Origin of the sequence: Psychroserpens luteus, from assembly GCF_015319355.1 — a bacterium.
Classification (GTDB): Bacteria; Bacteroidota; Bacteroidia; order Flavobacteriales; family Flavobacteriaceae; genus Psychroserpens; species Psychroserpens luteus.
Window position 1 is genome coordinate 54,463 of the sequence record NZ_JADILU010000002.1, and the last position, 18,107, is coordinate 72,569.

Genomic DNA, 18,107 nt, shown 5'->3' on the forward strand with positions numbered 1-18,107 from the left:
GGCTTCTATTTAAATAAAATTTTATGATTAAATGATTTAAAATAGACGAAAAGCTATATAAGTTCGACGTATTAATTGGTTTAAATTAGCTCGCGTGTAATTCAATAGGCTTTATATTGTTGTTTGTTTAATATTTTAACTTAATATGTGATAATTCACTAATTGATTTTTGTTTTTTGTCTGATTTTTTAAGCTATTCGTCGAATTGTTAGCATCTTGTTAGGATGTTTTCGGTGGTAAAGTATTTAAAATGAATAATTTACTCGCTTAAAATTAATTCATTAACTAAAAACCAACAAAAATGAAAAAAATTACAATTATGTTTATTATAATGCTAGCCTTTTGCTTGCAAAGTAATGCGCAAGATACTTGTGCGACAGCAACAGTTGTGACACCTGGTACAATAACAGGTACTACTATTACTATTGGCACAGGAAGTGCAGAAATGGCACCTTCTGGTGATGACTCAGTATGGTTTGTTTACACAGCAACTGCAGATGGAACTATCAATGTCAATGCGTGTCTTGGAGGAGCTGATACTGATTTAAGTATTGGAACTGGTACCTGTGGTGCATTAACAGGAGTAGTTAACAATGATGATTCATGTGACTTAGGAGATGGAGATGCATATGCTTCAGAAATTGATGGTTATGCAGTAGTTATAGGAGCAGATTACTACATTGAGTGGTCTAATGAGTGGAGTGAAGGTCCTTTTGACTGGTCATTGACATTTACGCCAGCACCAACATGTACAGCAGCAACTATAGATAGTTCAGATGTAACAGAAACATGTAATCCTGATGGAACAGGAACATTTACAGTAGATATCGTAGTTTCAGATGCTGGAGATGCAGGTAGTGTTTTTAATGATGATACAAATACATATCCTGTAGTTGCAGGAATAGTATCAGCAGGACCTTATAATAGTGGAGAATCAGTAACTATTGAATTAGTATCTTTAGATGAAGATTGTAGTTCTACAGTTGGAACGTTTACTTTTACTTGTCCTCAACCAGCACCAGATAACGATGAATGCTCAGGAGCAATTACAATTGCTTGTGATGGTCAATATGTAGGAGATACAACAAACGCAACACCTGAAGATGAAGATCCAGGGCAGTGCACTACATCAGCTGGAACAGCTGGAGCAGTATGGTATACATTTATTGGAGCAAATTCAAATGATGCAGGAGCAGCTGCTGGAAGTGTTGGAGATGATGTAACTTTAGATTTAAGCTTATCTACTTTTGACACAAAAATTAGAGTGTTCTCTGGAGTTTGTGGAGATTTAACATGTGTAGCTGGTGATGATGATGGCGGAACAGGTAATACGTCTTTAGTTACTATTCCTTCTATTGTTGGAACAGAGTATTATGTATTAGTACATGGGTTCTCTGCTAATGCAGGAACATATACATTAGATGTGTCTTGTGTAGCACCACCAACATGTACAGCAGCTACAATTGATAGTGCTGATGAAGTTGAAACTTGTAATCCAGATGGAACAGGAACATTTACAGTAGATATCGTAGTGTCAGATGCTGGAGATGCAGGTAGTGTTTTTGATGATGGTACAAATACATATCCTGTAATTGCAGGAACAGTATCAGCTGGACCTTATAATAGTGGAGAATCAGTAACTATTGAATTTGTTTCTTTAGATGAAGATTGTAGTTTTACAGTTGGAACATTTAGTTTTACTTGTCCTCAACCAGCACCAGCAAATGATAACTGTGATGGTGCGCTTGCATTAGAATGTGGTGTGACAATAACAGGTACTACAGATGGTGCTACAGCATCAGGTCTAGATACCACTTGTGGATCATTCGGTTCTACTGATGGTCGAGACTTGTTTTATACATTTGATGCAGATGGTGTAAGTAGCTATACTGTTAGCTTAGATCAACCAGCAGGTTCGTTTGCTTTGGATGGAGTTGTAATTGTTTATTCAGGTTTATGTAACGATCTTACTAATATAGATTGTGATGATAGTGGTAATCCTGAGGCAGTAACCTTAGATACTCCAGCAGCAGGAACTTATACTGTAAGAATATTTGATTATACTGGAGTTGCAGACTTTACACTCGACCTAACATGTACAGCGCCACCAGCATGTACAGCAGCGACTATAGATAGCTCTACAGTAGTAGAAAGCTGTAATCCGGATGGAACAGGGACATTTACAGTAGATATCGTAGTGTCAGATGCTGGAGATGCAGGTAGTGTTTTTGATGATGGTACAAATACATATCCTGTTGTTGCAGGAACAGTGTTAGCTGGTCCTTATAATAGTGGAGATTCAGTAACTATTGAATTGATTTCTTTAGATGAAGACTGTAGTTCTACAGTTGGAACATTTGAGTTTACATGTCCTCCACCAGCTCCAGATAATGATGATGTTGCAGAAGCAATTAATATACCAGTTGGTAATACAGTTTGTGAAACTATTGTTATAGGTACAAATGTAGGTGCAACTGATACAGTTGAAAATGATAATGAAGCAGATTGTGGTTCATTTAATCCAGCTGGAGATGTTTGGTTTAAGGTTGTTGTGCCATCTACAGGAGAAGTTACTATAGAGACATCTGCAGCAGATGATAATCCAATAGCAGACACTTTAATGACAGTATACTCTGGTGCATCGGGATCATTAGTTGAAATCGGTTGTAGTGATGATGATGGTGTTAGTTTTTTCTCTTTAATAGAATTAACAGGATTAACAGCAGGAGATATATTACTAGTAAGAGTATGGGAGTATCAAGATAATTTAAAAGGAAACTTTAATATCTGTGCTTGGTCACCAAGTACTTTAGGATTAGCTGATAATACATTTAATGAGTTTGCATATTATCCAAACCCAGTTAAAGACGTATTGACTTTAGAATCACCAAATGCTATTGATAAGATAGAAGTATTTAATGTTTTAGGACAGCGTATTGTAGCTATTGATAGTCAAAATACAATTCAAAAAATTGATCTATCTAACGTTCAAACTGGAGCTTATTTTGTGAAAGTATCCATTGGTAATCAAATAAAAATAATTAGAGTTATTAAAGAATAACTTTTATTTTTTAAAAAGAGGTCTCAAATGAGACCTCTTTTTTTTATAAAATCTTAGTTTTTTAAAACGTCATCTCCGTTTTTATATATTTCAATATAATTGGAGAATTGTCTAATGTGCTGATTATAATAGTAATATGTGTTTTTTGTCGGTATTTTTTGTTTCTTATCGATTATACAGTATTCTCGTGTATATATAAGAGAATTATCATAATTTTAAGACTTAATCATTAAATTCAATTAAATATGAAAAAAATTACTTTTATTTTATTTGCTCTAATGTGTAGTTTGGGATTTTCTCAAACATTTACTGATACAGGAGGACCATATGACATGCAAAATGGAAATGGTACAACAGCTGCAACATGTGATACTGCAGATGCACTTTCTTTACCTCTAACTGTATCGGGTATTGGAACCCTTGGAACTACAAACATCATTCAAAGTGTTACACTTAATGTTACTCACTCATGGAATGCAGATGTTGTATTAAGTTTACAAGATCCTTCAGGTACAGTAATTGTATTATTGGCAGACGATAAAGGAGGAAATGGTGATGGTTTTGCTAATGTTGTTTTAATAGATGGAGCACCAGCTTTACCTGGAGGAAATATGGATTTAACAGGGAATTATGCTCCAGACGAATCATTTGCAGCTTTTAATGCTGCAAGTATTTCAGCAGATGGAGATTGGGTGCTTTTAGCATGTGATGATGCTGGTGGAGATGTAGGATCTATAAATGATTGGTCTATTACTTTTGCTCCAGCTCCAACTTGTTCAAATCCAGCAAGTTTTACTGCTACACCTGTAACAGCAACGACTGCAGATTTAGCATGGACTCAAGTAGGATCTGTTACTTTATGGGATATTGAATTAGTTGATATTACTGCTGCTGGAGCTGCTACTGGAACTGCAACTTCTACAGGTGTATCAAACCCAACAACTTTATCTGGATTAACAGCAGAAAATGATTATGAAGTTTATGTAAGAGCAGATTGTTTGGGTGATGGTGTAAGTAGCTGGGTTGGACCTGTTGCATTTACAACACCTGTTGCTTGTGATGTTATTAATGGAGCACCATTAATTGACGCTTTAACAGATGTTAGTATAGATTTTTCTTGGACAGCTCCAGCAACAGGAACTCCTGTTGGTTACAATTGGGAAATTGTTGAAGATGGTACAGGCCAAGGCGGAACTATTTTGGCAAGTGGGTCTACTGCAGGAACAACTGCTTCTTCAGGAGATGTTTTAACATTAGATACAACTTATAATGTATTTATTCAAACAGATTGTGGTGTTGCTGATGGAACAAGTGTTTGGGCAGGACCTTATGGTTTTACTACACAACCTGGACCAGAACCAGCAAATAATGATTGTGCTGGAGCCATCGTTATTGTACAAGAAACAGATATTGCAGATGTAGGATCTGCTACACCAACTGCTGGTAGTCTTATTGGTGCAACAGCTTCTGGAGTTGCTCCTGAAGCTTGTAATGGCTTCACAGGAAATGCTAATGATGATGTATGGTATTCATTTGAAGCGTTAACTACGAATGTAAATATTACTTTTGAAATAAATTTTGATGGTGTTGCTGAGTTGTATTCTGGTACATGTGGTGCTTTGACAGTTATCGATTGTGCAGATAATACGATTACTACAGCTCCTATTGTAGAAGAAATTAATGCAACAGGTTTAACAGCTGGGACTACATATTATGTTAGAATTTTTCAATATTCTACAGGATCTACCTCAGGGTTGAATTTTGATGTTAAACTTTGGTCACCAGATACTTTAGGTACAGATGAGTTTGAAAATGAAAATGCATTTACGTATTTCCCTAACCCAGTTAAAAATGAGTTAACATTGAATGCTCAAAAGGATATTCAAAACGTATCTGTATATAACATGTTAGGTCAAGAGGTTCTTAGAACTGCTCCTAATGCTACAGATAGCATTATCAATATGAATGAATTAAGTCAAGGCGCTTACTTCGTACAAGTTACTATTGGTAATGTTGTAGAAACTGTAAGAATTATTAAGCAATAAGCTTTAAACAAATAGTTTTTCAAAAGCCACCCTTTGGGTGGCTTTTTTATTTTCTTTACTTACCTTTGTAAGGTATGAGTGCATTACATTTTTCATTTATAATCCCAGTATTTAATAGACCTGATGAAGTCAAAGAACTTTTAAGTAGTTTTGAAACTTTAGAAGGTGATTTTTCTTTTGAAATTGTCATTATTGAAGATGGATCAACTACAGATTGTAAATCGGTAATTGATAGTTTCTCATCTATATTAAATATAGCTTACTATTTTAAGCCTAACTCAGGACCTGGTGATTCTAGAAACTATGGAATGTCTATGGCTAAAGGAAATTACTTTATAATTTTAGATTCAGATTGTTTATTACCAAAACATTATTTAACAACGGTTAACCTATACCTATCTTCTAACTATGTTGATTGTTTTGGAGGACCAGATGCTGCACATCCTTCTTTTACTAACCTTCAAAAAGCAATTAACTTTGCTATGACATCGTTTATCACAACAGGAGGTATTAGAGGTGGTAAAATCTCTGGTGATAAATTTCAGCCAAGAAGTTTTAATATGGGTTTGTCTAAGAAAGCTTTTGAGGACTCTGGAGGTTTTGGTTTAATTCATCCTGGAGAAGATCCAGACTTATCGATTAGGCTTAATAATCTTGGTTATGAAACAGTATTAATTACAGAGGCTTATGTATATCATAAACGTCGTATTTCATGGAAAAAGTTTTACCAACAAGTTCATAAGTTTGGTATGGTTAGACCAATACTAAATAAGTGGCATCCTAACACAAAGCGAATAACATATTGGTTTCCAACTGTATTTTTATTAGGTTTTATAATATCTGTATTGTTATTCTTATTTGGTTTTCAAGTCCCTTTATTTCTCTACGGAAGTTATCTACTCTTAGCTTTTATATTATCATTGGTCGCTAATAAGAGTATAACCATAGCAATTCAATCTATATTAGCTATTTTTATACAGTTTTTTGGCTATGGATATGGTTTTCTTAAATCTACAATTGCTATTGGTATTTTGAATAGAAATCCCAAAGAGCATTACCCAAATTTATTCTTTAAAGATGTTAAATAGGTTACAAACTAAATTAGGGCAATCAGTAAAAAGTAAAAAGCTTAATGTTTTTGGGCTTTTCTTCTTATTGGCTTTTTTAATTTTGGTTATAACCAAACTATCAGATACTTATGTTGAAACCATCTCGTTTAATATTCAATACAAGAATCTTCCCGAGAAAAACATTATTACATTAGATAGTGTTCCAAAAGTAAATGTCACTGTTTCTGCTCATGGCTTTAAACTCTTATCTTATTATTTTTATAATAAAGATTATCAATTAGATTTTGAAAAAAACACATATATCAAAGGTAATAGTTACGTGTGGTTGGCAGATAAAGGAATTTATGATTTGAAAGACCTTTTAGGTAAAAATATAAAGATTGTTTCAGTAAAGCCAGATACTTTATTATTGCCTTTTGGAACATTGAGCGTTAAAAAGGTGCCAGTGATTTTAAAATCTAAAATTAATTTTGCTCCTGGTTATGATACGTTGAATGGTTTAGAAATCACTCCCGATTCTGTTAATATTATTGGGGCACAAAAAGAGATTGATAACATCGATTACGTAGAAACAAAAGCTTTTAATTTTGAGAGTATTAAAACGAATATCAATACAAATTTAGATTTAGAGTTTTCAAATTCTTCTGATCGATTAAAACTTTCAGAATCAAACATCAATGTAACTGCTCAAGTAGAGAAATTTACAGAAGGGACGTTTGATATTCCTATAACGATATTAAATTTGCCTAATAACGTTGAGATTAATTACTTTCCGAAGCATATAAAAGTAGCATACTACCTAAGTCTCAATGATTATAAAGAAATAAAGCCATTAGATTTCATTATAGAATGTGATTATAATGATGTAATAAAATCTGGTCAATCATTTTTTAAACCTAAACTTATCGTAAATTCAGCTAAAGTAAAATCGGCTAGAATGAAACAACATAAAGTAGAATACATCATAAAATGATAGTTGTAGGACTTACAGGAGGAATTGGTAGTGGAAAAACTACAGTAGCTAACTTTTTTAAAGAGCTAAACATACCTGTTTATATAGCAGATGATGAAGCTAAAAAATTAATGGTGAGATCTAAAGTCATTAAAAGACAATTAATTGCATTGTTTGGTGATGATGCATATATTGATAATGAGCTCAATAAACCATTTATAGCATCAAAAATCTTTAGTGACAAGACGTACTTACAACAAATGAATGCTATCGTCCATCCAAAAGTAGCTGCTCACTTTAAGAGATGGATGAAAAAACAAAAATCTGAGTATGTTATTAAAGAAGCTGCTATTATTTTTGAACACAATAAAGAAGCCGATTTTGACTTTATAATTACTGTGACAGCCAATCTGGATGAGCGTATAAACCGTGTCATAAAAAGAGATAACTCTAGCAAGTCAAAAATAGAATCTATTATTAATAATCAAATGAGTGATGAGGAGAAAGTAAAAAAATCTCATTTTGTAATTACTAATGATAATTTAGAGGATACTAGAAATCAAGTAATAAAGACGCATCAAATTATCTTAAAACGCATCAAAAATCTTAAAAATTAACAGTTGTGTTAATGTAAGGTTAAACAGCAATCATCCTAAATGTTAAAATATTAAATTTGGATGATGAAGAAAAAGCTATTCGTTTTACTGGTGGTTTTAATGAGTTTATCACTTATTGGGATTATTTTCGTACAAGCATTTTTTATTAATAACGCATTAAAAAACGAAGAAAAACAATTTACTTCAGATGTGTTTCGTTCTCTTAGTTTAGTATCAAAAGCTATTGAAGACAAAGAGCTTCTTAGTTATGATAAACTTTACAAAGAAGTTACAAAAAGTGGTAAAACACCAGATAGTAGTGAAATTAGAAGACTTTTGATTTTTGAATCATTTAATGAAGAGACAAATCAATCAACTCAATTTAAAAGCACTATTACTGAAGAAAGCTTTAAAGCTCCATCATTGTTCTTTGACATTGGTATAGGTACAGACAGTATAAATATTAAAAAATTTATCAGCCAAAGCGAGATAAATGTTTTTGATCACAGTCCTATTGACGGACAAATTAATTTACAACCTGTTCAAACATCAAAAGATTATAGTACGATGGATGAGTTAGGACGCATTTTTTATAAAAAAGATTATAGAGCAGTATATAAAAATTATCCTGTTTATAAACGAATTTCTAACGAAGAAGTTTTAGAGTTATTAGAATCTCAATTTTTATTAAGTGGTATAAAAACAGCTTTTGAATATGCTATTTATGATAAGGATTTATCAACGAAAATACGATCAGATAATTTTGAGCTTACTCCTAAATCAACAATAGGAATTCCTGTTTTTTTAGATAATGAGAGTCGAAGTAATTATTCTCTTTATGTGGATTTTCCAGAACGTAAAAAGTATTTATTGTCCTCAATATTAGGCATGATTGTGTTGTCAATAATATTTACAATCATCATCATATTAGCCTATTCTAGTGCAATCTATCAATTAGTAAAGCAACGTCAAATTTCACAAATTAAGACAGATTTTATTAATAATATGACACATGAGTTTAAAACGCCTATTGCAACTATCAATTTGGCAATAGATTCTATTAGAAACCCAAAAATAATAGGTGATCAAGAAAAGGTCATGCGTTATTTAACAATGATTAAAGAAGAGAATAAACGTATGCATGCTCAAGTTGAAAATGTATTACGTATTTCTAAATTAGAAAAAAACGAACTTAATATAAGTAAGGAAAGAGTAGAGCTTAACGACTTAATTGAAGATGCGATTACTCATGTAGAATTATTAGTAGAAGATCGTAACGGTTATGTGAAAACGCATTTAGAAGCAGGTAAGTCTTCTGTGTTAGCCAATGAAACGCACTTTACCAATGTTATTGTTAATATTTTAGATAATGCAATTAAGTATAGTGAAGGAGAACCTAAGATAGATGTTTACACTGAAAATGTTGGAAACAGCATTCTCATTAAAATAGCAGATCAAGGTAATGGGATGTCTAAACAAGTTCAAAAAAGAGTGTTCGAGAAATTTTATCGAGAACATACAGGAAATGTACACAATGTAAAAGGTCACGGTTTAGGCTTGGCTTATGTAAAAAGAATTGTTGACGACCATCAAGGTCATATATCAGTAGAAAGTGAAAAAGGAAAAGGTAGTATATTTACAATAAAACTACCATTAATATCATAAATTATGGAAGAGCAAAATAAGAAAATACTTTTAGTTGAAGACGATCCAAATTTTGGAACTGTATTAAAAGACTATTTAAACATGAACGATTATGACGTTGTTCATGCAAAAAACGGAATGGAAGGTTTCGAGAAATTCAAAAAAGACGATTATGACCTTTGTATTTTAGATGTCATGATGCCTTATAAGGATGGTTTCACTCTCGCAAAAGAAATTAGAGAGAAAAATACTGATGTTCCAATTATTTTCTTAACAGCTAAAGCCATGAAAGAAGATGTGCTTAAAGGTTATAAAGTTGGTGCAGATGATTATTTAAATAAACCATTTGATAGCGAAGTGCTTTTAATGAAAATTAAAGCAATCATACAGCGCAAAGCAACAGATACTATTGCAGACAGCAAACAATTTGAATTTAAAATTGGAAGATTTGATTTAAACTCAAAACTAAGATTTTTAAAGTGTGATGGTAAAGATCCTATTAAATTATCACCAAAAGAAAATGAATTGTTACGTATGTTAGCGCTTCATGAAAATGATTTAATGCCAAGAGAATTGGCGTTGACAAAAATTTGGAGAGATGACAATTACTTCACATCTAGAAGTATGGACGTTTATATCGCTAAACTTAGAAAATATTTAAAGCTAGATCCTAATGTAGAAATATTAAATATACATGGAGAAGGATTTAGATTGGTAGTAAACCAAGATGCTTAAGCTAAATTATAGACACAAAAAAAAAGCCAATCATTATGATTGGCTTTTTTATTAAAAAATATCGAAATATTAGATAACTTTTACGTTTACTGCGTTCAATCCTTTTTTACCTTCTGTTAAATCGAATTCAACTTCATCACCTTCACGAACTTCGTCGATCAAACCTGAAATGTGTACAAAATGTTCTTTGTTGTTTCCTTCTTCTGTGATAAATCCAAATCCTTTAGAATCGTTGAAGAATTTTACGGTACCTTTACTCATAATATATATTAAATTAATTAAGTCGCAAATGTAGTGTTATTTATTTAAAAATAAGCTTTTTATTTAAAAACTATTTTTTTTTCAAACTATTAATTTGATCATTACAAATATTAATAATGTCTTCAATATCAGTTTCATAGTCAAACCAAATTGTTTTCTCACTCTTTTTAAACCAAGTCAATTGACGTTTTGCAAATCGTCTTGAGTTTTTCTTTATTTCTGAAATTGCAAAATCTAAAGTCCATTGCTCATCCAAGACATTAAATAACTCTTTATAACCTACAGTTTTTAATGCATTTAAGTTTTTCTTCGGAAGTAAAGCCTCTACTTCTCCCAGCAAACCTTCTTTCATCATGATATCTACACGTCTATTAATTCGGTCATAAATAATGTCTCTATCTGCAGTTAATCCTATAGTTATGGTTTCAAAATCTCTTTTCTTGTTTTCCGAAGTTAAAAAAGAAGAGTAAGGTTTACCGCTAGATAAACAAACTTCTAACGCTCTTATCAAACGTTGCGGATTATCAATCGCAATCGTACCATACGCTTTTGGATCTAATTCTTTTAGCTGAAATTGTAAACCTTCAAGTCCGTCATTTTTAAATCTATTATTGAGTTCGTCTCTTAGATCGTGATCTACTTTAGGAAGTTCGTCCAAACCTTTGGTAACAGCATTGACATATAAACCAGAACCACCAACCATAATTACGACATCATGTTTTGTATAGAGTTCTTTAAGTAATGCGATTGCATCTTTTTCAAATGCTCCAACATTGTAATAGTTTTCTACCGAAATGTGTTTTATGAAATGATGAGGTGCAGCAGCAAGCTCTGTTGGAGTAGGAGCTGCAGTTCCTATTTGCATCTCTTGATAAAACTGTCTTGAATCTGCCGAAATAATTTCAGTATTGAAATGATTAGCAAGTTTAATACTAAGTGCAGTTTTTCCTATAGCGGTAGGACCAACGATAGAGATGAGTATTGGTTGTTTTGTAGAGATGACTTTTGAGGTTTAAAGGTGTAAATTATGTCCGCAACTGTGACAGTATTTTGCTTTGTCTTTGTGATCCATAGCATGACAGTTGCTACAACTTTGAGTATTGAGTTGAATTTCTTCAGGTTGTTTACCTTGTTCTTTTTCTTTATCTGCTTTATTTGTGCTTCTCACATATTCTGCAGAAACAATTCCTGTAGGCACTGCAATGATACCATAACCCAAAATCATAATGATAGAAGTTATAAATTGACCAAGTGCAGTTTGAGGAGCAATGTCTCCAAAACCAACTGTCGTAAGGGTTACAATACACCAATAGACACTTTTTGGAATGTTTGTAAATCCGTTTTCTTCACCTTCAACCAAATACATGATAGTTCCAAATATGACAGATGAGATCACTACTGCGAATAAAAATACCGCAATTTTTACACGACTGGCAATTATAGAATCTTTAAGCTGATTGGATGCGCCCAAGTAACGAGCAATTTTTAAAATTCTAAAAACACGAAGTAATCTCAATGCTCTTAAAGTTACTAATGCATGTGAACCAGCAAAAACAAAGGATATGTACATTGGTATGGTGGAGAGGAAATCAATAATTCCGTAGAAACTAAAAATATATTTCCAAGGTTTACGTACTGTTATCACTCTTGCTATATATTCAATAGAAAATAAAATGGTAACTACCCATTCTCCATAATAAAGAAATTTATGATAATTTTTGTCAATTGTATGAACACTTTCTAGCATAACTAATGCTATACTGGCTACAATAAAAATAAGGAGTACAATATCAAATAACTTTCCTGCAGGTGTATCTGCTTCATAAATTATTTCATGAAGTTTATCTTTCCAGTTGCTATTTGTATTGTTAGTACTCATTAAATCAAATGTACTAAAACTTTATTTAGTGTTAAGTTGCATTGTTTTAACTCTTTTATTACGTCTCAAATAACTTTGAATGATATGTTGAGTATCTCTATTATTTTCCATTGGTGTAATAATAGATTCTAAAACTTTAATATTATTAATTTGATGGTTTAAATCATAGAAACCTAAACCTCTAAATACACCGTTTTCTATGTAAATTACACTTTTCTCATCGATTTCTCTACCTTGATCTATAATGACCATGTTCTTGTTGTCATAACTGTTTTTTGCTATGAGTTCTTCAACACGTTTATTGTAGTCTTCAGGAGTTTCTTCACTAATGCAAGCGCCATTACAACTTTTAATAGTGTAATTAAAGCAATTTGTTTTGGTAGGATAGAGTCCTGTTAGTTTTTGGCAAAGCGAAAATTGCTCAACAACTCTAAACATAAAACTTTTAGCACTTTGCATATTACTAAAAGTGGTAATATGTTTTTCATCTACAGTCGTTTTGTCTATTCTTAAATTGATATAGCCATTACTATCTTTAAAACTATAAAGCGCATGAGTAAATACGGTACGTCTTAAAGCACGATTGTAAATAGGTTTATTACGTTTTATTTCTTCACTTTCTTTCAATAATGCAACAAGCTCACTTCCTGTAGTTTCATAGGTTACAGATCTTGCGTGCAATTGAAGTTTCTTAGATTTCGAACTTGTATTAGTGAGGTGTTGATTGATGCGGTGTTTTATGTTTTTACTCTTACCAATATAGATGATTTCACCATTTTCATCATGTATATAATACACTCCAGTAACAGCAGGCAGACCATCAATTATAGCTTTATGTGTATTGTTTATTCGTTTAGTGATGTCTAGTTTGACATTATCTTTAATAATATTTTTATCTAAATCTTTAGATAATAACATTTTAAATAATTTTACGGTTGCCATAGCATCTCCATTGGCACGATGTCTATCACTTACAGGAATCCCTAAAGCACGTGTTAATTTACCTAAACTATATGATGCTTGATCAGGTATTAATTGTTTTGAAAGTTCTACTGTACACAATGTTTTTCGTTTAAAAACAAAACCTAATCGCTTAAATTCTGTGCGTAAGATTCTATAATCAAATTGCGAATTATGAGCAACGATAATACAATCTTCTGTAATTTCAACGATACGTTTAGCCACTTCATAAAATTTTGGAGCGCTTTTAAGCATATTGCTGTTAATACCTGTAAGGTTAACAACAAAAGGTTGAATTTCTCGTTCAGGATTTACAAGGCTAATAAATTTGTCGACTACTTGATGTCCATCAAATTTATAAATGGCAATTTCTGTTATGCCTTCTTCATTGTATTTTCCACCAGTGGTTTCTATGTCTAGTATTGCGTAGATAATGTATGTTTTCTATGTTCTCGCAAAGTCGCAGAGGCGCTAAGCGAGATTTGATTATTCAAAATATTTATGTTTTTTTTCTTCGGAAATTTAAAAATTAAAATCAATCGTTAATTATTATAATTTCGCACACCAAATATACTACTTCCTACACGAATCATGTTACTTCCACACTCAATTGCTAATTTATAATCACCACTCATACCCATTGAGATAATTTGCAGGTCGCAATTACTTTTTTGTATTGGTTTTAAATCGTCAAAAATAGTTTTGAGTCTTTCAAATTCTTGTTTAACTTGATTGTTATCATCAGTAAATGTTGCCATTCCCATGAGTCCCTTAATCTTAACGTTTTTTAATTCTGAAAAGTCTTCCGAAGACAACATATCTTTTACATCATTTAAAGACATTCCAAATTTACTATCCTCTTCAGCGATTTTTATTTGAAGTAAACAGTTGATTGTTCTATCGTGATTTAAAGCTTGCTTATTAATTTCTTTGAGTAATTTAAAACTATCCACACCATGAATTAAGCTCACAAACTCAGCCATATATTTGACTTTGTTACGTTGTACATGACCAATCATATGCCACTCAATATCCTTTGGCATTTCCTCATACTTATCTGCCATTTCTTGGATCTTGTTCTCTCCAAAAATACGCTGACCAGCATCGTAAGCTTCCATTAAATCACTAATTGGTTTTGTTTTAGAAACTGCAACCAGTGTGACTTGATTTGGGAGTTGCGATTTTATGTCGTTTAGGTTTTGTTTTATGTTCATTTGAAATTATATAATTGTTTGTAAATTGGAGCTAATTCATGTCTTGCAACTAAATGATATTCAGATTTGTTGTCAGTATCATAAGAGTTAATTCGCTTTTTGAAATTATCTAATAGAATCTCTCTGTATTCCGAATTTTGAGCCAACATGTCATTATCATTTTCATCATAAACAATTACAGAAGATAAAACATCATGATAAGATGTTAATCCATAAGTGAATTTTTTATCTATGCCTTCTATTTTTTGATCTTTCCAAAAAATTATAACTGATTTCTTTTCTTTATCAACATAAAGTCCATCCCAATGACCAAGTTCTTCATACAAAAGTTGACTAACCACACTTGGATTATGTGTACAATATCTCACTTGATTCAATTTTACATCAGCTTCTTTGATATGAACATAAGACCAAGTTATTTGTCTTTCTGTTCCTATTCTGTAAGAAGAGCAAGAGCCTACATAATAATTATCTTTTTCATTAATATTAGATGATTTACAAGAATATATTAAGATAGAAAATATCAGTATGCAAGTAAGTTTGTATTTCATTTTTTCAATAAAAATAAGAGATTCCTGCCTTCGCAGGAACTAGGTTAAAACTCATAAATAGTCACACCACTTCTCAGCTTAGGTTCAATAAATGTGCTCTTTGGTGGCATTTTAAGTCCGTCGTCTGCAATGTGTTTCATTTCGTTAATGTCAACAGGAACCATGCCAAATCCAACCGCATATTCACCAGAGTCAATAGCGCTTTTAACATTGATGACATCTTTCTTTCCGTTGATGTAATTAATTCTAATATCGTTACGTAAATCTTCAATACCTAAAATAGGTTTCAAAATAGTATTATATAAAATTTGCGGATCCAAAGCATCAAGAGATGTTTTAAAATTGTATCCTGTTTTCCGAAGATATAAAGAATAAAATTCACCATCTAAATACATGCTGAAATGATGTTTTTTTGATGGCTTATAAGGCATAATACCTCTATTTTCTATTCGGAAAATCGTATCCAATTGAATCAAGAATTCTTCTTTAGTCAATCCGTTTAAATCTTTAACGAGTCTATTAAATTCGTGAATACGCAATTCAGATTCCGGAATTAAAAACGTCATAAATTGATTGTAAGATTCCAGTCCTGTATGATTAGGGTTTTGCTCTTTTTCATCTTTATATAACAAATATGAAGAGGCAGAACGATGGTGACCATCTGCAATGTAAATGGTTGGCATCTGTTCAAATTCTTTCTGTATAGTTGCGATGATGTCTGAGTTTTCTAATTTCCAAAGATAATGTGTATCTCGATAGGTTGTCGTGAATTCAAACTCAGCACGTTCTTTTTGTAACTCTTTAATGATTTTTGAAATCACTTGATTGTCAGGATAGGTGAGGAGTACAGGCTCTGCATTAAAGCCAACGGTTTTTAAATAGTCTTTGAAAATTCGTTCTCGATACTCAATCGTGTCTTCATGTTTTTTGATAAAATCTTTTTCATAATCTTCAGCACTTGCAGCTGCAACAATACCATTAAACACTTGTTTGTCACGATCTACAATTTTATAAATATAATAACTTGGAATTTCATCATGAACAAATACATTATCCTCTTTAAATTCTAAATAACGATTCCTCACTAGTTGATAACGTTCTGTACCTGTTATTTCTCGATCATATTTATAACCAGGATTTACTATATGTAAAAATGAAAACGGGTTATAATTTAAACGAGCCTCACGCTCTGCTTGCGTATAGGTTTGGTAAGAACGAGAAGCCACTAAACTGACTTTATCTCGTGTTGGTCGTACTGCTTTAAATGGAAGTATTTTTGCCATATATTACTTTACATTTCTCAATTTCTATTTTTATATATAAAATCTGTTGGATCTAAATAGCCTGTTGTTTCTGTAGAATATCCAGGACCTATATCTAATCCTATTTCATTTCTAATCTCTAAAAGCAAATGTACCAAATATGTACCATTGCAATTCCCAATAGTCGCAATTTGCTCTCCTTTTTTTATGAATGTATCTTGCGTCACTAACATCATATCACCGGTTTAGTATAAGCGTAGTGCAGGATTAAAAGCGCTTCACTTTCAGTTTACCTATACAGTTTTTATATTCAATTCGTTTCAAATTTATTACTTTAGCCAGCATTACGCTTATACATTGTTAGCTACTGTGCTTTCTTTCTATATTTTAAGTGTTTTATAAACTTCATCAAAAACATTGTGTTTGTCTGCGAGAACTATCAAAGTATCCTGCGCTTTAATTTTCGTTGCTCCGTTTGGTGTTATATAATTATTATCTCTTATAATCATTGCAATTATTGCATTTTTTGGAAACCCTAATTCCACAATTTTCTTATCTACCGCACTATAGTCTGAAGTTATCAAAATTTCTTTCATTTCAGCTTTGGGATTTTCTGATAATAGCAAATCTGTTGCGGTTAATTTCTTTGCTTGTTCAGGTAATGCCACATTTAACCATTTTGCAACAATAGAAAGCGTAGTTCCTTGGATTAATATTGATGTCACTGAAATGAAAAATACAATGTTAAAAATCATATGTGCTTTATCGATTCCTGCCAAAAGTGGATAAGTAGCAAACACAATCGGAACAGCACCACGTAACCCAACCCAAGAAATATAAAATCTTCTTTTCAGTTTCATTTTGAAAAACATTAGGCTAATAAATACGCCTAAAGGTCGTGCAACAACTATTAGGAACACTGAAATGAGTAGTCCAATGCCCATATATGGAATAATTTGAGAAGGAAAAACAAGTAGGCCTAATGTAAGGAACAGAACAATTTGCATTAGCCACGCTAAACCATCAAACATTTTTAAAATGGTTTTTTTATGTATTAGGTCTTGATTGCCTAAATAAACCGCACAAATGTAAATGGCAAGAAACCCATTGCCACCCACAAAATCGGTAGCTGAAAATGTAATGAACATCAATGTGATAACCAATACAGGGTAGAGCCCCTCAAAGTCAAGTTTGATTTTGTTGATGATATATTTACTAGATATTCCAAAGGCAATACCTGCTATGCCTCCTAAAATCATTTGTTGTAAAAACAATGGAATTATAGAGAGAAAACTTTGGTCTTGATTGATTACTAAAGTTAAAAATGCAATAGTTAACACATACGCCATTGGATCGTTACTTCCACTTTCCAATTCTAAAGTTGGTCTTAAATTAGTTTTTAGTGCTAGGTTTTTTGAACGTAGAATTGAAAAGACTGCAGCTGCGTCTGTTGAAGATACAATCGAACCTAATAGTAAACTCTCATAAATGGTAAAATCTGTAATAAACCATACAAATGTACCAAGAGAAACCGCTGTTAATAAAACACCTAATGTTGATAATAGAATCCCTTCTCGGAGAATGGGTTTAACGTCTGTCCAATTGGTGTCAAGTCCACCTGAAAACAAAATGAAGTTAAGTGATACAATACCAATAAATTGCGCAAGTCTTGGGTCGTCAAAACGGATACCACCAATACCGTCAGAACCTGCCAACATTCCAATTACCATAAAAAGTAATAAGGTAGGAACACCAAATTTGTAAGAAGTCTTACCTACAATAATACTTACAAGAAGCAATAGTGAGCCAATTAATAGTATATTTTCGATTGTTAAGTTCATTCTTTTTCCTCTTATATCTTATTCTACATTGGTATT

16 protein-coding genes are annotated in these 18,107 nt (G+C 32.1%); 7 read left to right on the top strand and 9 right to left on the bottom strand.

The genetic code is table 11. The features are described 5' to 3' along the window. Nucleotides 1-301 precede the first annotated feature (301 nt). From IM744_RS03835 to IM744_RS03865, 7 genes are all read left to right on the top strand, one after another. On the top strand, nt 302-3,061 hold the full coding sequence (locus IM744_RS03835) for a T9SS type A sorting domain-containing protein (protein WP_194506788.1): 2,760 nt from the start codon (nt 302-304) through the stop codon (nt 3,059-3,061). A 245-nt stretch (nt 3,062-3,306) separates the two neighbouring features. After that, complete coding sequence (locus tag IM744_RS03840; RefSeq protein WP_194506789.1) at nt 3,307-5,106, top strand: T9SS type A sorting domain-containing protein; 1,800 nt, start codon at nt 3,307-3,309, stop codon at nt 5,104-5,106. Between the two features lie 74 nt (nt 5,107-5,180). Beyond that, nucleotides 5,181-6,194, top strand: coding sequence for a glycosyltransferase (locus IM744_RS03845; protein ID WP_194506790.1), 1,014 nt, complete (start codon nt 5,181-5,183; stop codon nt 6,192-6,194). Beyond that, entirely contained in the window at nt 6,184-7,149 is a 966-nt protein-coding gene (locus IM744_RS03850) for a CdaR family protein (protein ID WP_194506791.1), read from the top strand. Before IM744_RS03845 ends, IM744_RS03850 begins: the two co-directional genes overlap by 11 nt. Continuing rightward, on the top strand, nt 7,146-7,745 hold the full coding sequence (gene coaE / locus IM744_RS03855; RefSeq protein ID WP_194506792.1) for a dephospho-CoA kinase: 600 nt from the start codon (nt 7,146-7,148) through the stop codon (nt 7,743-7,745). The genes IM744_RS03850 and coaE overlap by 4 nt, the downstream gene beginning before the upstream one ends. Nucleotides 7,746-7,808: 63 nt before the next feature. After that, on the top strand, nt 7,809-9,389 hold the full coding sequence (locus IM744_RS03860) for a sensor histidine kinase (RefSeq protein ID WP_194506793.1): 1,581 nt from the start codon (nt 7,809-7,811) through the stop codon (nt 9,387-9,389). Between the two features lie 3 nt (nt 9,390-9,392). Continuing rightward, entirely contained in the window at nt 9,393-10,103 is a 711-nt protein-coding gene (locus tag IM744_RS03865; RefSeq protein ID WP_194506794.1) for a response regulator transcription factor, read from the top strand. Between the two features lie 69 nt (nt 10,104-10,172). On the opposite strand, the gene IM744_RS03870 is transcribed toward IM744_RS03865, so the two are convergent. From IM744_RS03870 to IM744_RS03910, 9 genes are all read right to left on the bottom strand, one after another. Beyond that, nucleotides 10,173-10,364: a cold-shock protein gene (locus IM744_RS03870; RefSeq protein ID WP_119029192.1), complete on the bottom strand. Its 192-nt coding sequence runs from the start codon at nt 10,362-10,364 to the stop codon at nt 10,173-10,175. A gap of 70 nt (nt 10,365-10,434) precedes the next feature. After that, the gene (miaA, locus tag IM744_RS03875; protein WP_194507374.1) at nt 10,435-11,364 is read right to left on the bottom strand and encodes a tRNA (adenosine(37)-N6)-dimethylallyltransferase MiaA; all 930 of its coding nucleotides are present in this window, start codon (nt 11,362-11,364) and stop codon (nt 10,435-10,437) included. Between the two features lie 12 nt (nt 11,365-11,376). Next, the gene (locus IM744_RS03880; RefSeq protein WP_194506795.1) at nt 11,377-12,243 is read right to left on the bottom strand and encodes an ion transporter; all 867 of its coding nucleotides are present in this window, start codon (nt 12,241-12,243) and stop codon (nt 11,377-11,379) included. 21 nt (nt 12,244-12,264) lie between these two features. Beyond that, nucleotides 12,265-13,635: an exonuclease domain-containing protein gene (locus tag IM744_RS03885; protein ID WP_194507375.1), complete on the bottom strand. Its 1,371-nt coding sequence runs from the start codon at nt 13,633-13,635 to the stop codon at nt 12,265-12,267. Nucleotides 13,636-13,745: 110 nt separating this feature from the next. Beyond that, nucleotides 13,746-14,417, bottom strand: coding sequence for a YggS family pyridoxal phosphate-dependent enzyme (locus tag IM744_RS03890; RefSeq protein ID WP_194506796.1), 672 nt, complete (start codon nt 14,415-14,417; stop codon nt 13,746-13,748). Then, nucleotides 14,414-14,968: a hypothetical protein gene (locus IM744_RS03895; protein ID WP_194506797.1), complete on the bottom strand. Its 555-nt coding sequence runs from the start codon at nt 14,966-14,968 to the stop codon at nt 14,414-14,416. The genes IM744_RS03890 and IM744_RS03895 overlap by 4 nt, the downstream gene beginning before the upstream one ends. 44 nt (nt 14,969-15,012) lie before the next feature. Beyond that, nucleotides 15,013-16,251: a DUF1015 domain-containing protein gene (locus IM744_RS03900; protein ID WP_194506798.1), complete on the bottom strand. Its 1,239-nt coding sequence runs from the start codon at nt 16,249-16,251 to the stop codon at nt 15,013-15,015. 17 nt (nt 16,252-16,268) lie between these two features. Next, the gene (locus IM744_RS03905) at nt 16,269-16,466 is read right to left on the bottom strand and encodes a hypothetical protein (RefSeq protein ID WP_194506799.1); all 198 of its coding nucleotides are present in this window, start codon (nt 16,464-16,466) and stop codon (nt 16,269-16,271) included. Between the two features lie 144 nt (nt 16,467-16,610). Beyond that, nucleotides 16,611-18,071: a potassium/proton antiporter gene (locus IM744_RS03910; RefSeq protein WP_194506800.1), complete on the bottom strand. Its 1,461-nt coding sequence runs from the start codon at nt 18,069-18,071 to the stop codon at nt 16,611-16,613. Between the last annotated feature and the right edge of the window lie 36 nt (nt 18,072-18,107).

Excerpts from the sequence above, each read along its gene's own strand:
- IM744_RS03835 (WP_194506788.1), top strand. The coding sequence starts at position 302 with ATGAAAAAAATTACAATTATGTTTATTATAATGCTAGCCTTTTGCTTG.
- IM744_RS03840 (WP_194506789.1), top strand. The coding sequence starts at position 3,307 with ATGAAAAAAATTACTTTTATTTTATTTGCTCTAATGTGTAGTTTGGGA.
- IM744_RS03845 (WP_194506790.1), top strand. The coding sequence starts at position 5,181 with ATGAGTGCATTACATTTTTCATTTATAATCCCAGTATTTAATAGACCT.
- IM744_RS03850 (WP_194506791.1), top strand. The coding sequence starts at position 6,184 with ATGTTAAATAGGTTACAAACTAAATTAGGGCAATCAGTAAAAAGTAAA.
- coaE (WP_194506792.1), top strand. The coding sequence starts at position 7,146 with ATGATAGTTGTAGGACTTACAGGAGGAATTGGTAGTGGAAAAACTACA.
- IM744_RS03860 (WP_194506793.1), top strand. The coding sequence starts at position 7,809 with ATGAAGAAAAAGCTATTCGTTTTACTGGTGGTTTTAATGAGTTTATCA.
- IM744_RS03865 (WP_194506794.1), top strand. The coding sequence starts at position 9,393 with ATGGAAGAGCAAAATAAGAAAATACTTTTAGTTGAAGACGATCCAAAT.
- IM744_RS03870 (WP_119029192.1), bottom strand. The coding sequence starts at position 10,364 with ATGAGTAAAGGTACCGTAAAATTCTTCAACGATTCTAAAGGATTTGGA.
- IM744_RS03880 (WP_194506795.1), bottom strand. The coding sequence starts at position 12,243 with ATGAGTACTAACAATACAAATAGCAACTGGAAAGATAAACTTCATGAA.
- IM744_RS03890 (WP_194506796.1), bottom strand. The coding sequence starts at position 14,417 with ATGAACATAAAACAAAACCTAAACGACATAAAATCGCAACTCCCAAAT.
- IM744_RS03895 (WP_194506797.1), bottom strand. The coding sequence starts at position 14,968 with ATGAAATACAAACTTACTTGCATACTGATATTTTCTATCTTAATATAT.
- IM744_RS03900 (WP_194506798.1), bottom strand. The coding sequence starts at position 16,251 with ATGGCAAAAATACTTCCATTTAAAGCAGTACGACCAACACGAGATAAA.
- IM744_RS03905 (WP_194506799.1), bottom strand. The coding sequence starts at position 16,466 with ATGATGTTAGTGACGCAAGATACATTCATAAAAAAAGGAGAGCAAATT.
- IM744_RS03910 (WP_194506800.1), bottom strand. The coding sequence starts at position 18,071 with ATGAACTTAACAATCGAAAATATACTATTAATTGGCTCACTATTGCTT.